The 13,518-nt window shown below is 47.0% G+C and carries 14 protein-coding genes; 3 read left to right on the top strand and 11 right to left on the bottom strand.

Features of this window, described 5'->3' with window-relative positions; all coding sequences use genetic code 11:
• Nucleotides 1-114 precede the first annotated feature (114 nt).
• Nucleotides 115-1,137 carry an EamA family transporter gene (locus D3H65_RS05505; protein WP_211345631.1) on the bottom strand — a complete coding sequence of 341 codons (1,023 nt, stop codon included), beginning with the start codon at nt 1,135-1,137 and terminating at the stop codon, nt 115-117.
• Between the two features lie 4 nt (nt 1,138-1,141).
• A complete protein-coding gene (locus D3H65_RS05500; RefSeq protein WP_119049301.1) occupies nt 1,142-1,609 on the bottom strand; it encodes an Lrp/AsnC family transcriptional regulator in 468 nt (155 codons plus the stop codon).
• A gap of 240 nt (nt 1,610-1,849) precedes the next feature.
• On the opposite strand from D3H65_RS05500, the gene D3H65_RS05495 reads away from it, so the two are divergent.
• The 3 genes from D3H65_RS05495 (at nt 1,850) to D3H65_RS05485 (ending at nt 5,822) form a co-directional block, all read left to right on the top strand.
• Nucleotides 1,850-4,378, top strand: coding sequence for a phosphocholine-specific phospholipase C (locus D3H65_RS05495; RefSeq protein ID WP_119049300.1), 2,529 nt, complete (start codon nt 1,850-1,852; stop codon nt 4,376-4,378).
• Between the two features lie 30 nt (nt 4,379-4,408).
• The gene (locus D3H65_RS05490) at nt 4,409-5,305 is read left to right on the top strand and encodes a helix-turn-helix transcriptional regulator (protein ID WP_119049299.1); all 897 of its coding nucleotides are present in this window, start codon (nt 4,409-4,411) and stop codon (nt 5,303-5,305) included.
• A gap of 61 nt (nt 5,306-5,366) precedes the next feature.
• On the top strand, nt 5,367-5,822 hold the full coding sequence (locus D3H65_RS05485; protein ID WP_119049298.1) for an SRPBCC domain-containing protein: 456 nt from the start codon (nt 5,367-5,369) through the stop codon (nt 5,820-5,822).
• A gap of 62 nt (nt 5,823-5,884) precedes the next feature.
• On the opposite strand, the gene D3H65_RS05480 is transcribed toward D3H65_RS05485, so the two are convergent.
• From D3H65_RS05480 to D3H65_RS05440, 9 genes are all read right to left on the bottom strand, one after another.
• Entirely contained in the window at nt 5,885-6,334 is a 450-nt protein-coding gene (locus D3H65_RS05480) for a universal stress protein (RefSeq protein WP_119049297.1), read from the bottom strand.
• 173 nt (nt 6,335-6,507) lie between these two features.
• Nucleotides 6,508-7,158 (bottom strand): hypothetical protein, encoded by a 651-nt coding sequence (locus D3H65_RS05475; RefSeq protein WP_119049296.1) that lies wholly within the window; start codon nt 7,156-7,158, stop codon nt 6,508-6,510.
• A 6-nt stretch (nt 7,159-7,164) separates the two neighbouring features.
• The gene (locus tag D3H65_RS05470; RefSeq protein ID WP_245999686.1) at nt 7,165-7,665 is read right to left on the bottom strand and encodes an RNA polymerase sigma factor; all 501 of its coding nucleotides are present in this window, start codon (nt 7,663-7,665) and stop codon (nt 7,165-7,167) included.
• Between the two features lie 251 nt (nt 7,666-7,916).
• On the bottom strand, nt 7,917-8,708 hold the full coding sequence (locus tag D3H65_RS05465; protein ID WP_119049294.1) for an alpha/beta hydrolase: 792 nt from the start codon (nt 8,706-8,708) through the stop codon (nt 7,917-7,919).
• A 98-nt stretch (nt 8,709-8,806) separates the two neighbouring features.
• Entirely contained in the window at nt 8,807-9,667 is an 861-nt protein-coding gene (locus tag D3H65_RS05460) for a helix-turn-helix domain-containing protein (protein WP_119049293.1), read from the bottom strand.
• Between the two features lie 83 nt (nt 9,668-9,750).
• Nucleotides 9,751-10,107, bottom strand: a complete 357-nt coding sequence (locus D3H65_RS05455; protein WP_119049292.1) for a DUF1801 domain-containing protein — start codon at nt 10,105-10,107, stop codon at nt 9,751-9,753.
• A gap of 80 nt (nt 10,108-10,187) precedes the next feature.
• On the bottom strand, nt 10,188-10,598 hold the full coding sequence (locus D3H65_RS05450; RefSeq protein ID WP_119049291.1) for a VOC family protein: 411 nt from the start codon (nt 10,596-10,598) through the stop codon (nt 10,188-10,190).
• Between the two features lie 140 nt (nt 10,599-10,738).
• The gene (locus tag D3H65_RS05445) at nt 10,739-11,311 is read right to left on the bottom strand and encodes a Crp/Fnr family transcriptional regulator (protein ID WP_119049290.1); all 573 of its coding nucleotides are present in this window, start codon (nt 11,309-11,311) and stop codon (nt 10,739-10,741) included.
• A 48-nt stretch (nt 11,312-11,359) separates the two neighbouring features.
• Nucleotides 11,360-13,516: a xanthine dehydrogenase family protein molybdopterin-binding subunit gene (locus D3H65_RS05440; protein ID WP_119049289.1), complete on the bottom strand. Its 2,157-nt coding sequence runs from the start codon at nt 13,514-13,516 to the stop codon at nt 11,360-11,362.
• Nucleotides 13,517-13,518 lie beyond the last annotated feature (2 nt).

The raw sequence follows: 13,518 nt of genomic DNA, 5'->3' as shown, positions 1-13,518 counted from the left end.
GGGCAATCCCTTTTGTTGCCGCGGGAAAAAGCCTGTCGAAGCCCTTAAAAAAGAGCAGGGTGGGTCGCTTTTGAAAAGCGGCTCACCCTGATACAATTTCAGCAGGCGCTTTTATCACTCGGTACATACCGCCTGCTTGCCGGCTCCTGCCAGCATGGCTTTTCCTGTTGCGTTCGATGGCTTACTTTCCCCGGGAACAGATTTTGACTTACGGTATTTAGACAGGTTGATCAGTAATACACTGGTTAAGATCACCGCCAGGCCGGCTAACTGCAGACCGCTCATATGTTCGCCCGCAAACAACACACCCAACAATACCGCTACCACAGGGTTCACATATACGTGCGTGCTTACCTGCGTAACCGGGCGCACACTCAGCAACCACACATAGGCACTAAAGGCTGCCAATGATCCAAACACTACCAGGTAGAGTGTGGAAAGCCATGCTTCTGCAGGTACCGCCTGCCAATCGAAACCGGCCCACTCTTTATTGATAAAGCTGGCGGGTATAAATACCAGTCCGGCTACCAGCATCTGCCAGGCCGAATTGACCGTGGTAGAACCAGTGGAATGTTTTTTAGAATAGATAGAACCGGATGACCAGCTCAACATCCCGATCAGCAGGATCAGGAAACTGATCACCAATGCACCACTACCTGCATCGGAATCGGATACTACACCCGACACACTTTCAATGAACAGCAATACCACACCGGCAAAGCCGATCAGCAATCCTATAATGGTATTACGGCTGGTAAAATTTACTTTCCAGTTGGCCTTATCGAGCAATACGATCCAGAGTGCCTGGGAGGCGATCAATACACCTACCAATGAGCTGGGCAATGTTTTCTCTACCCAGATCACCGCACCAGTGCCCACAAACAGCAACATGATGCCGGTGATGGACGCATGTTTGATCTGCTGAAGGTTAAATAATTTTTCTTTCTTGAGGGCGCACCACAGCAGCAACAAAAGTCCGGCGGCAATAAAACGCAAAGCACCCAGTATAAATGGCGGTATATGGGCTACTGCTTTGGCAATGAAAAAATAGGTGGAGCCCCAAACGATGTACACCGTAGCAAAAGCTATGATGATCATTAAAGGAGAGGCTTGTTTTTGTTTTTCGGCTAACGACATGAGATTAAGATTTACGAATGACCAATTGTTGTTGTTCTTTCACTGTTTCAAGCACGATCGTTGTTTTGGTGGAAAGTACATTGGGAACACGCTTTATCGATTTACGCATCATGGCCATGAGGGAGGCGGAATCTTCCGTACGCACTTTTACCAGGAAGCAATCTTCACCCGCCACAATATGCACTTCCTGCACCTCGGGGATCCTGGCCAGCATGGTGGCTATTTTTGCATCAGATTCCAGTTCTTTTGTCTTAATAAAGATGAAGGCCAGCAATCGCTGGTTCAACGCTGCAGGGTTAACAGCCGTATTATATTGAAGGATCACCTTCTTCTGCTCCAGCTTTTTCACCCGCTCCAATACCGCCGACGGGGCCATAGACAATTCCTTGGCCAGGTCTACATTCGAAATGCGGGCATTGGCTTGCATCAGTTCCAGGATTTGCAGGTCGATATCATCCAGTTCAACCACCATACAGAATTAATTTCCGTAAAACTACAACTATTCCGAATAATATTCTGAATAAGATTGAATATTTCGCAAATTGTTTACAAACCCGATTGGTGTTCCGACATAAATACTGCCTTTCCAGTTATTTGGCGCTACCGATTGCGCATGTTACTTTCCTTTTAAATCTTAACTTGTCTGCAAGTATGCCGGACCTATCCTATACTTTTATACATCAACCATTTAGTAACTTATTGTTATCCCATTATGGAAACGAGGAGATCATTTCTAAAGAAAGCATCCATTTTATCAGGCGGCGCCGGATTATTGCAGGCCCTGCCCGCCTCCATTGCCAAAGCCATGGCCATCAACCCCGTTGCCGGCAGCACCTGGAAAGATGCCGAACATGTAGTGTTCCTGATGCAGGAAAACCGTTCCTTCGACCACACTTTTGGCACCCTGCAGGGTGTTCGTGGCTTCAATGATCCCCGTGCCATTACCCTGCCCGATAACAACAAAGTTTGGCTGCAAACCAATGCAGCCGGCGAAACCTTCGCCCCTTTTCACCTGGATATCAAAAACACCAAAGCTACCTGGATGAACTCCCTGCCCCACTCCTGGAGCAACCAGGTAGATGCCCGCAACAACGGCAAATACGATCGCTGGCTGCAGGCCAAACCTTCCGGCAATAAAGCCTATAAGGAAATGCCCCTCACCCTGGGCTACCATACGCGGCAGGACATTCCTTTCTATTATTCCCTGGCCGATGCCTTCACCGTGTGCGACCAACACTTTTGCTCTTCCCTCACCGGCACCACGCCCAACCGCCTGTATTTCTGGTCGGGCACCATCCGCGAAAAGCCTCATGAAAATGTAATGGCCCGCGTTTGGAACGGCGATGCCGACTATGGCAACTGGGCCAACTGGACCACTTTTCCCGAAAGACTGGAAGAGAATGACGTATCCTGGAAAGTGTACCAGAATGAGATCAGCGTGGGCGTGGGATTTGAAGGAGAAGAAGATGCCTGGCTGGCCAACTTTACCGATAATCCGCTTGAGTTCTTCTTGCAATACAACGTAAAATTGTCTGCCGGGTATATCACCTACCTGCCAAAGGCCATTGCCCGATTGACCGCTGAAATAAAGCAGGCTGAAGACAAATGGCTACAACCCGGCCAGCCGGCTGCAGAAATAGAAAAACAGCGGAAAAGGATCGAAGGCATGAAACGGCAACTGCTGTCTCTGCAAGGCGACCAGCAAGTGTATACCATTGAAAAATATGAGCAGCTGTCCCAGCGGGAAAAGAACCTGCACGAGAAAGCCTTTACCACCAACAAAAAGGACCCCTATTATCATCAGTTGGATACCCTGAAATACAAAGACGGCAATACCGAACGTGAAATGAAACTGCCCAAGGGCGATATCCTGCACCAGTTTCGCAGTGATGTCAATGAAGGCAAGTTGCCCACCGTATCCTGGATCGTAGCGCCGGAAAACTTTTCCGATCACCCCGGTGCCGCCTGGTATGGCGCCTGGTACCTCAGTGAAGTGATGGACATACTTACCAAAGACCCCGAGGTATGGAAAAAGACCATCCTGGTACTCACCTACGATGAAAACGATGGCTATTTTGACCATGTACCTCCCTTTGTAGCCCCGCATCCCAATAAAAAAGAAACCGGTTTTACCACCGAAGGCATTCCCACCGGGGTGGAATATGTAACCACCAGCCAGCAATCATCCAATGCCCGGGATGCCCGCGAAAGCGCCATTGGCCTGGGCTTCCGTGTACCCCTGGTGATTGCCTCACCGTGGACCCGCGGCGGCTGGGTCAATTCGGAAGTATGCGACCACACCTCCTCCCTCCAATTCCTCGAAAAATTCCTGAGCAATAAACTGGGCCGTCCCATCGTCGAGCCCAATATCACCACCTGGCGTCGTACAGTATGCGGCGACCTCACCTCTGCGTTCAGACCCTATAATGGCGAAAAAATAACGAGCCCGGCACCCATACCACGTGATCCTTTCGTAGAAAGCATCCACAAAGCACAGTTTAAACAACTGCCCTCCAATTTCCGCAAGCTTACCAAAGAAGAAATAACCCTGGCCAATTCAAAACCTGCTGCGGCTGCTTTTATGCCGGTACAGGAAAAAGGTATCCGCAACGCCAATGCCCTGCCCTACGAGTTGTATGCAGAAGGTGTTATTAGTGAAGACAAACAATCATTTGATATTGTACTGAAAGCAGCCAATTACCGGTTTGGCGAAGCGGCTGCAGGCGCTCCTTTCCAGGTATATGCCCCTGGCATTTATAAAGGAGAAAAGGTCAATGTGCGCGACTATGCAGTAGCTGCCGGAGGCGCACTGGCCGACAAATGGAAACTGGCTGACTTTGATAAAGGCATCTATCACCTGCAGGTATATGGTCCCAATGGATTCTTCAGGGAGTTTATCGGCAGCCAGCAAGAACCACCTGTGTTCATCCGGTCCGTTTATGAGCCGGCAGAGAAAAACCCTTCCCAATTATCCGGCAGGCTGGTATTAACATTTGCCAATGGGCTACCCAATCCACAAACAGTGATCATAACTGACAATGCCTATAAAACAGCCAACCAAACAGTGATCGTTCAACCAGGCCGTGAAAGCGTAGTCATTATCAATACAGACAAAAGCCATGGCTGGTATGACTTTACCTTCAGCGTTAAAGGTCATGCATCCTATAGCAAGCGGTATGCCGGTCGGATAGAAACAGGCAGGCATAGTAAAACCGATCCGTTCATGGGAAGAGTGGTATAATTGGAGCGAAGGCCCTAATTTTAGGGCTGCATGGAAGAGCGGAAAACGATTACCACCGAACAAGGCACACGCACCAGCATTACCTGGCAGTGCGATGACATCCTGTTGGGCCATGCCGTGTCCACTTTTAAAGAACCGATCAGTTTTTCCGGCAGCAGCCAGGCCGATGTGGTACGCATGCACTTTGGCATGAAGGGCAACTATGCCTTCAGCTACAAACAGCTCGACAAAACCTATGACCTCATTGGCGGGCACCACAACATCATGTATTCAAAAGATTTCGACATTACCGTATACAATAAAACACTGGTACTGGAAACTTTTGGCATACAGTTTCCCTCCGCCCTGTTCATACAGTATACCCAACATGCCAACGACTCCCTCAAGCGATTTGCAGAGGCCATCCTGGCCGGTAAAAATGTGATGCTCTCCGAACAATGGGGCGCCATCGACTCCCCTATTCAGCAGGTATTGCAGCAGATCATCCATTGCAAATACAACGACGACCTGAAAAAACTTTTCCTCCTTTCCAAAAGCATCGAACTACTGGTACTCTGTGCTGAAGCGTATGAAAACACCCGGCAGGAACAGTTTGTCAAAAACAAAGCTGATAAGGAAAAACTCATCGCCGTACGCGATCTCATCAATGAGCGGGTACAGGACCCTCCCAACCTTACCCAGATAGCCCGCATCGTAGGGCTCAATGAATACAAACTCAAACGGGGCTTTAAGGAGATATTCAACAATACCGTATTTGGCTATTTGTCCGAGCAGCGGCTGCACCTGGCTCACCGGTACCTGCAGGATACCCGTAAAACGGCAGCTGAGATATCCTATGAGCTGGGGTATGCCACCCCACAGCATTTCAGCAATGCCTTCCGCAAGAAGTTTGGCTTCACTCCCGCTTCCGTAAGAAATAATCCGTAAAATGCAATCCCCCCCTTTTTTAACGGCTTAGGTTTGTAAGGTCATTTAAAACAATACAATTATGAGTCAGCCACTATTTGTAAAGAACGTTATTACCATCAATGCGCCTGCTCCTATAGTATGGGATGCCCTGGTAAATCCTGAACAAACCAGGAAATATATGTTTGGTTGTGAAACCGTGTCCGACTGGAAGCCTGGCAGCACGCTGGATTGGGTAGGACAATATGAAGGCAAGGAAATGGTATTTGTAAAAGGCCATATTGTAGAGATCAGGCCCGGGAAATTTCTGTCCTATACCACTATTGATCCCCATTCGGGTATTGATGACACCTCAGAAAACTACCTGACTGTTACATACGATCTGGCCGCAGAGAACGGCCATACGGTACTCACCGTTACACAGGGCGATTATTCCAAAGTAGCCGAAGGCGAAAGAAGGTACCAGGAAGCCTGGAACAATGGCGAAGGATGGAACCCCATCCTGGTGCAGATCAAACAACTGGCCGAAGCACAATAAAAGATAGTCATGAAAAAATTAAAAAGGCAGCCTTTGGGTACTGCCTTTTTTTGATGTTTTTATCAATCTTCCGGGACCACCAGTACCGGCACCTTTGATCTTTTTAATACACCCGCCGTTACATTGCCCACCAGGATATCCAATGCTCCCCGGCTATGCGCACCCATAACGATCAGGTCCGCCTTCCAGTCAATGGAGAAGTCGATGATCGCCTCCGCCGGGTCTCCTTCCAATACAACGCTCTCAATATTGTCATCACCCAGGTGTTGCGCAGTGGCTTGTATGAAATTGCGCGCTTCCTCTTTCATGTCGCCGGCGAGTTGCCGGGCATTGTCGCCTCCCAGGCCCGTATAGCCCATCAGCGGTGAATATTCCATGGCATAATACGACACATCCGCTACCACATGCACCAGGCATACCGTAGCCTGCATGTTTTTCGCCGCTGCATAACCTTGCTCCGTTACCTTTTGCGCTATGGGACTAAAGTCAACTGCAATAATTACTCGCTTCATAAATATTAATTTAGAAATGACTTATTACAGGAAAGTTAAATGTTTTTTATCGCTTATTCGTTTTAGCTTTTTTGGCAATTCTTTATTGCGGCTCAGGCAATACCTTAACTTGGTTTAACCCTGGCCAATTGAGCAATTGACACTGCCATATCTTTGATTTGACAAGTGGCTTATCAGGCTTCCTTCTTATATTCACTGATCTGGTCCAGCAATTCCATCGACCGCATCATGGGATCCCATTCTTTTCCACTAAAGATCAGCCGGAACCATTTCTTATGCCTGTTCTCATATTTAATGTTCAGGAAAAGCCATATAGCCGCATAGGTAAAGATGGCCGTGATCACCACTGGCAGTAAGATCAGCCAGACATTGCTGATCATAAACATTTTTGCACTCAGGAAAAAAGTAGTCCATGCCGGCAACTGCAGGAACAGCAGGCGGGTTACCCAAAGCGTGGACGATCTCAAACGTGCAATTCTTTCCTGTGTGGCCAGTATAGGCTCACTGACATCTGTTTGGCGAAGCAGCATTAACTGGTAGAGATAAACAACAATGGCCACCTTGGTAAGCAATACCTGGATACCCATGGAAATGATAAAAAATGGACTGGCTATAAAGAAAAGTTTCACTATTAGCAGGTCAATAAGCCCTACCCAAATAATACCCACCCACAAAGTGAATTGCTTACGGGGCCGCATGGAAGTCAGGAACGACTGTGCTTTCAGCTTAGTGATCTCTTCTGTATTCTTCCTGCTCAGCACAAGACTTTCCTGCAGCCTTTTATTATAAGACTTCCACAGGTTTAGTATTTCTACATCTTCCATGGTCTGTTAATTAGGTATGTTTGAAAATTCTTTTTTCAGTTGTTGTTTAATCCGGGATACCTTGGTGGATACATTCGTAAGCGAGAGCCCCAAAATATCGGCAATCTCTTGCTGACTGCTTCCCTCCAGGTAAAGCAGCATTATAGCCCGGTCCATTTCCTTGAGCTCCCTGATAAACTTATACAATTGACTGATAGCAGCTTCCGTACCTCCTGCCTCGTCTTCGGGCAGGTAGAGCATTTCTTCCGGCAGTGGATGATTAATAGCATCCCGGCGGTTTTCTTTCCGGTAAAAGGAAATGGAAACATTCAGTGCAATTCTGTACATCCAGGTAGTAATGCTGTACTGTTCGTTGTACTTATGAAAGGATAGCCATAGCTGGATCATGATCTCCTGGATCAGGTCTTTTTTGTTATCCGCATGGCTGCAATAGGAATTGGCTACTTTGTAAATAATGCCCTTATTTGCTTCTATCACCGCCAGGAAAGTTTCGGTATTTCTTTGCAAGGACATTCTTTTAAAGTTGATGTTTTATCACCCCGGCCTTCATCCGCAGCATCGCTTCCGGATCAGGCAAATTAAAGAAAAGAAAACCGGGACAGACTTTTGTGGAGAAGCGATACTTTCTCATGTTTCGAATAATTGCTTTCCTCATTATTCGCAGCCCGGCTCCAAAAATCACACTCCACCACCTCTTTTTACAAAAAAGAAGGGCATCCTGGTATGGGACGCCCTCTTAGTTCCTAAATATCAATCACTTACTTATTGGTCGAAACCTTCTCTGCCAGGGCAATGATGACCGCAGCCACTTTTTTAGGCTGCGACATAAAGACCACATGGCTGCCTTTTATTTCCGTTATCTGCGTATTGGAACGTTTGTACATATTCCGTTCGATCTCGGGAGCGATACTTTTATCTTCCGTAGCCACTATGCCGTAAGCTGGCTTTGTTCTCCAGGCCGCCTGCGTAAGCGGTGTTACAAACCCTTTGGCATGAAAAGCTCCTTGTGAAGCATACATAAAATCCGCTTCTTCTTTACTGATATCGGCAGCAAAGCCCGCATGAAACTTCTCCTTTGAATAATAAACGATGCCTTTTTCATCCACAGGTAACACCCCATTTTCAGGAGCAGGAGGCGCGGTTTGCAGCCATTGCAGCGTAGTTTCACCTTTGTCAGGTTGAAGAGCAGCAATATATACCAGTCCTGCCACTTTAGCGTGATTACCAGCTTCCGTGATCACCGACCCACCCCATGAATGGCCTGCCAGTATCACAGGCCCGTCCTGTTTGTCTAATACTGCATTGGTAGCCGCCACATCATCTTCCAGTGAGGTCAGCGGATTCTGAACCACCGTTACATGATACCCTTTTTTAGTGAGTTCAGTATAAAGCCCTTTAAAGCCTGAACCATCTGCAAAAGCGCCATGCACCAATACTACATTTTTTACAGTCTGCGCCTGTACATCAGTGGCCAACCCGGTGGCAGATAAAGTGATCACTGTGGCTAATAAACTACTTTTAATTTTGCTTTTTAAGTTTTGCGTGTTCATGATCTTTGTATGTTGATTTGTTTATTAATGTTTCAACGATACAAAGATGCGCCGCTTTCCTTCCCTGGAGAATGAGCATACTTCCCGAAGACTTGTAATTATTTCCCGACCTGCAAAACCTGCTTGTTGTTCCTGTAGTCTACAGGCGATAAAGAAGTGTGCTTTTTGAAGAAATTGGAAAAATAAGCAGCATCCTCAAAACCCAGCTCATAGGATACCTCCTTTACTGATTGGCTGGTGTAGGACAATAGCCGCTTCGCTTCCATCACAATCCGCTCCTGAATGATCTGGACCGGTGTTTTTTGGTTATAGATGGCAAAAAGATTAGAAAGCGTTTTGGGTGATTTATTCAGCCGTTGTGCGTAGTAGCTTACAGAATGTTCACTGCGGTAATGGCCTTCCACCAGCAGGTTGAACTGGCGAACAATATGAAATTTATCTTCCGGTATTTTCTCTTCAGGCATGTATTTCGACCTGGCCAGCTTGGTTATATTGATGATGAGCCGTTTCAGCAACATCAGCAGCATATCATGCCGGATGTGATCCGGAGTATTAAATTCCTCGATAAATACATCCAGCAATAATTGTAGTTTTTGCTGGTCCTGTTTATCCAGCTTGATAAACAAATTGTCGCCCAGGCCAAAAAGAAAACCTACACAGCTTACCTCTTTATCATGGTCTACAATACAATAGAACTCCCGGTTAAATTGCCAGGCTACCATATCCACCGCATTGTCAAATTGGAAGGACTGACTGAACATAAGCGGGAGAACCGTCTGTGGTAAAAAACTGGTTTGCTCACCATCGATCGTTACCAGCTGTTCATCTCCAAAATTCCAAATGATCGTAAAATATTTATTGTTGCGGTCACGGCCATGGAAGAAGCGGTCAAACTCCTGTTCTCCTTTTATCAACAGCAGGTCGCCACCTGTCTGCGGATCTTTAAGTGATAGTTTCATTGCGGGTCTAAATATACACAATATTGACCCTTTTCATTATATTGCACCCACTGCCAATAACATCATCCATTAAAAATCATGCATTACCCCATTACCTTCATCCACTCCTTCACAATAGCCTGAAGCTTCCCCTTATTGGCTTTTACAGCCGCCATGGAAGCGAGTTTAACATAGGCTTTACCCTTGGGTCCCGCTTCCAAAAGGCCTGATTTATCTTTGATCAATTCACCCTTGTGGAAAATGATCGCCACACAATCCTTGACCCTTGGACTAAATGTAGCCATTGGCTCTTTGTAATCAAAACTGGGTCCGCCCCATTTTACATCTTCTTCAATCGCAGAACTCACTTCACAAATGATCTTTCTGACAGCTTTCATTTCAGCTTTTAACGGATGTTCCAGTTTATCTAAAAACTCGTCTACTTTTGCTTTATTAGACATGACTTGATTTGTTGTTGAATTTTGTAATAAGAAAATAATCGATCTGCATTGTTAAGTGACCAGCCGGCCAATCTTGCTGCTTACTCCATATTGGGCAACAGTGTTTCATCCATATACATAAATTCCCACTGATGTCCATCCAGATCGGCAAAACTATGCTGGTACATCCAGCCATGATCCTGTGGTTCCGCATACAGTGTACCACCCAATGACACAGCTGTATCAATGGTTGAACGCAACGCTTCTTTCGAAGGGGCATCCAGCGCAATCAATACCTCCGTATGCGTTTGCGCATCGCAGATCTCTTTCCTCGTGTACGTTTTAAAATACCCATGCACCAGTAACATAGCAAAAATGTTCTCGCCAAGAATTAAGCAGGCAGCTTTCTCATCAGTAAACTGCATATTGAAGCTGTACCCGAGGCCTGTAAAGAATGCTTTTGATTTTTCAAGGTCTTTTACCGGAAGATTGAGGAATACTTTAGTTGCCATGATGATTTGTTTTATTGTTTAGTGATAAAACAAAGATCATCCATGGCCACGGCCCTGCATTTTACATATGTTGAGAAGAATAAGAATAGCCCATTAATTCCTCAACAAATGTTGAGGAATTGAATAAAAGATTGAGCGCTTTATTTATTGGCAAAAAAGATGCGGCTCATTTGCGTAGGCGTAATGCCCAGGTAGGCGGCAATATGCTGCTTTTTGAGGCGTTTGATGAGGTGTGGATACTTCTTTACAAAGTCTTCATAACCGGTCTTGGCCGTATACTGGCGCAGCGCCAGCTCTTCCGGTTCCTTTTCAATGATCCAATGCTGTTCCATGTATTTAATATAGAACGCTGCGATATCCGTATATCGTTCAGTAAGCGCCTTAAATTCCCAGAAATCATATTCCCACACCATGGCATCTTCCAAAGCTTCAATCGTTGTGGCGCTGGCGCATTGCTGCAGCATGGAAGGAGTTGAGGCAGCAAAATAGCCTTCGGAGAAAAAACGTTTGATCACCATATTGCCTTCTTCTGTCAGTGCGTATTGGGCAAACAATCCTTTAGATACAAAAGCTACCTTTTTAGCAATTTCGCCCGTCTTTACCAGGAAACTGCCTTTAGGATACTTACGGCCATGAATGATCTTCACCCAGGCCAATTGAGCTTCGGCGCTGAGCGTGGTATATCCACTTATTTTTTTGAGAAAGTCTTCCATAATTCTATGAAGCTGATAGCAGGGCTCAAACCCGCATCCTGTAGATCACTAGAACGTCTTTTTACCGCTGCCACTAAACACCTCACTGTCCAGGAATGGCTGCTGATAGATACGTTTGCCCGTAGCTTTATAGATGGCATTGGCGATCGCTCCACCTGTGGGTGGTAAAGCTGGTTCACCAAGGCCTGTGGGATCAAAACCACTGTCCACAAAGAAGAGATCGATCTCAGGGATCTCCCGCATGCGGATGAGCCGGTAATTATGGAAATTGCTTTGCTCTGCAGCGCCTTCCTTAAAAGATAGTTTTCCAAACATGGCATGGCCCATCCCATCTACTATGGCACCCATTACCTGTTGCTGCGCACCACCCAGGTTGATCACCTGGCCGCAATCTGCCACAGCAAATATTTTCTTGATGGCAGGCTTACCTTTTTCCATCACCACTTCCGCCACCTGTGCTACATAAGACCGGTGCGAAAAGTATACACTGAACCCTTGTATAACACCCTTCTTAGTGCCCCAGCCCGACCTTTCAGCAGCTCTTTTCGTAACATCGATCATCCGGTTCACATTGTAATTAAGCTGGCCAACAGGTTTAGCCTTTGCTTTTTCAAAGAGTTCAAGCCGGAACTGGATAGGGTCTTTGCCCGCAGTTTGTGCTACTTCATCTATAAAAGCCTGCTCCGCATAAGCCAGGAAATTAGTGATCGGTGCACGCCAGGCCCCTGTAGTGATTGGTGACTGATGTTCTACCGAATCGATTAATAGGTTATCGACAGCCCCAGCCGGGAAATTACTCTCCCGCGTAGGATTGCCGGAGTTAATGCCTACGCCGCGCAATTTATAACCGATCATATTGCCACCCGCATCCAGCGCCGCTTCAAACCGGTATCGCACTGCCGGACGGTAGGTACCTCCCGTCATATCATCTTCCCGGCTCCAGATCACCTTTACAGGCGCTTTCACCAGCGAGGAAACTTCTGCCGCTTCCGTTACATAATCATTATACAACCGGCGGCCAAAGCCTCCACCCAGCCGCGTAAGCTCCAGTGTGATCTTATCTTCAGGGATATTCAGCATTTTGGAGACCGCCGTACGTGCGCCGCCAGGTATCTGGCAAGGCCCCACCAGCTCCACACTATCTCCTTTTACATGCGCAAAGAAGTTCATTGGCTCCAGTGGATTGTGAGGGATGAAAGGACACTGGTATTCTGCCTTGATCACCTTGGCGGCATCCTTAAAAGCAGTGGCTACATCTCCATCCTTCCTGCGCACCGTAGCTTTGCCGTTATTCAACAGGTCTGCAAATATTTTATCGTGGTCAGCCGTGCTTTCTATATTACCACTGTTTTCATACGTGATCTTCAATGCCTTTTTGGCCTTCATCACCTGCCAGGTAGATTTTCCCACTACCGCCACGCCGTTCTTCACCTGCACCACATCTATAATACCCGGTATGGCTTTCGCTGCTGCTGCATCAAATGATTTCACTTTCGTACCAAAGGCCGGTGGTCGCTGGATCATCGCATACAACATGCCTTCCCGGTAAAAGTCAAGTCCATACAATGGCTTACCCGTAAGAATATCTTTATTCGCTACGTTCTTAACCGCTGTACCGATCAGCTTAAAATCTTTCTTGTCTTTCAGCGTCACCGTAGCAGGCACCGGAATTTTGGCTGCCTCTTCTGCCAGTTCACCATAGCCCAGTTTCTTACCACTGGCTTTGTGCAACACAAATCCTTCCTCCGTCGTACACTCCGAGGCAGGCACACCCCAGCGTTGCGCTGCGGCAGCAATCAACATAAACCGCGCTGTAGCGCCAGCTTTCCGCAACAGTGGCCAGGAATGCGGCACTGCACCACTGCCGCCCGTCAACTGACGGTCAAAACGGTTATCCAGTGGGGCCTGCACCACCTTCACCTTTTTCCAATCCGCGTCCAGCTCATCCGCCACGATCATCGGAAAAGAGGTCATGATATTCTGTCCCAGTTCCGGGTTGGGCGAAAATATCGTGACGATACCATCCGTACCAATCGTAAGGTAATGGTTCATGGCAACGTTGGCATCGGCCAGCGCTTGTGTAAATACTGTAGCCGTTTGCGCATCCGCATCCGACCATTTAAAACCCAGTACCAGTCCGCCGGCTGTAAAAGCGGACCATTTCAGGAAATCTCTTCTGCCTGTATGAGTGGTTGTTGTTTGCATAA

The organism is Paraflavitalea soli (genome assembly GCF_003555545.1).
Classification (GTDB): Bacteria; Bacteroidota; Bacteroidia; order Chitinophagales; family Chitinophagaceae; genus Paraflavitalea; species Paraflavitalea soli.
The sequence above is the reverse complement of the archived record's forward strand: the minus strand, read 5'-3'. Positions and strand labels throughout refer to the sequence as shown.

Excerpts from the sequence above, each read along its gene's own strand:
- D3H65_RS05505 (WP_211345631.1), bottom strand. The coding sequence starts at position 1,137 with ATGTCGTTAGCCGAAAAACAAAAACAAGCCTCTCCTTTAATGATCATC.
- D3H65_RS05500 (WP_119049301.1), bottom strand. The coding sequence starts at position 1,609 with ATGGTGGTTGAACTGGATGATATCGACCTGCAAATCCTGGAACTGATG.
- D3H65_RS05495 (WP_119049300.1), top strand. The coding sequence starts at position 1,850 with ATGGAAACGAGGAGATCATTTCTAAAGAAAGCATCCATTTTATCAGGC.
- D3H65_RS05490 (WP_119049299.1), top strand. The coding sequence starts at position 4,409 with ATGGAAGAGCGGAAAACGATTACCACCGAACAAGGCACACGCACCAGC.
- D3H65_RS05485 (WP_119049298.1), top strand. The coding sequence starts at position 5,367 with ATGAGTCAGCCACTATTTGTAAAGAACGTTATTACCATCAATGCGCCT.
- D3H65_RS05480 (WP_119049297.1), bottom strand. The coding sequence starts at position 6,334 with ATGAAGCGAGTAATTATTGCAGTTGACTTTAGTCCCATAGCGCAAAAG.
- D3H65_RS05475 (WP_119049296.1), bottom strand. The coding sequence starts at position 7,158 with ATGGAAGATGTAGAAATACTAAACCTGTGGAAGTCTTATAATAAAAGG.
- D3H65_RS05465 (WP_119049294.1), bottom strand. The coding sequence starts at position 8,708 with ATGAACACGCAAAACTTAAAAAGCAAAATTAAAAGTAGTTTATTAGCC.
- D3H65_RS05460 (WP_119049293.1), bottom strand. The coding sequence starts at position 9,667 with ATGAAACTATCACTTAAAGATCCGCAGACAGGTGGCGACCTGCTGTTG.
- D3H65_RS05455 (WP_119049292.1), bottom strand. The coding sequence starts at position 10,107 with ATGTCTAATAAAGCAAAAGTAGACGAGTTTTTAGATAAACTGGAACAT.
- D3H65_RS05450 (WP_119049291.1), bottom strand. The coding sequence starts at position 10,598 with ATGGCAACTAAAGTATTCCTCAATCTTCCGGTAAAAGACCTTGAAAAA.
- D3H65_RS05445 (WP_119049290.1), bottom strand. The coding sequence starts at position 11,311 with ATGGAAGACTTTCTCAAAAAAATAAGTGGATATACCACGCTCAGCGCC.
- D3H65_RS05440 (WP_119049289.1), bottom strand. The coding sequence starts at position 13,516 with ATGCAAACAACAACCACTCATACAGGCAGAAGAGATTTCCTGAAATGG.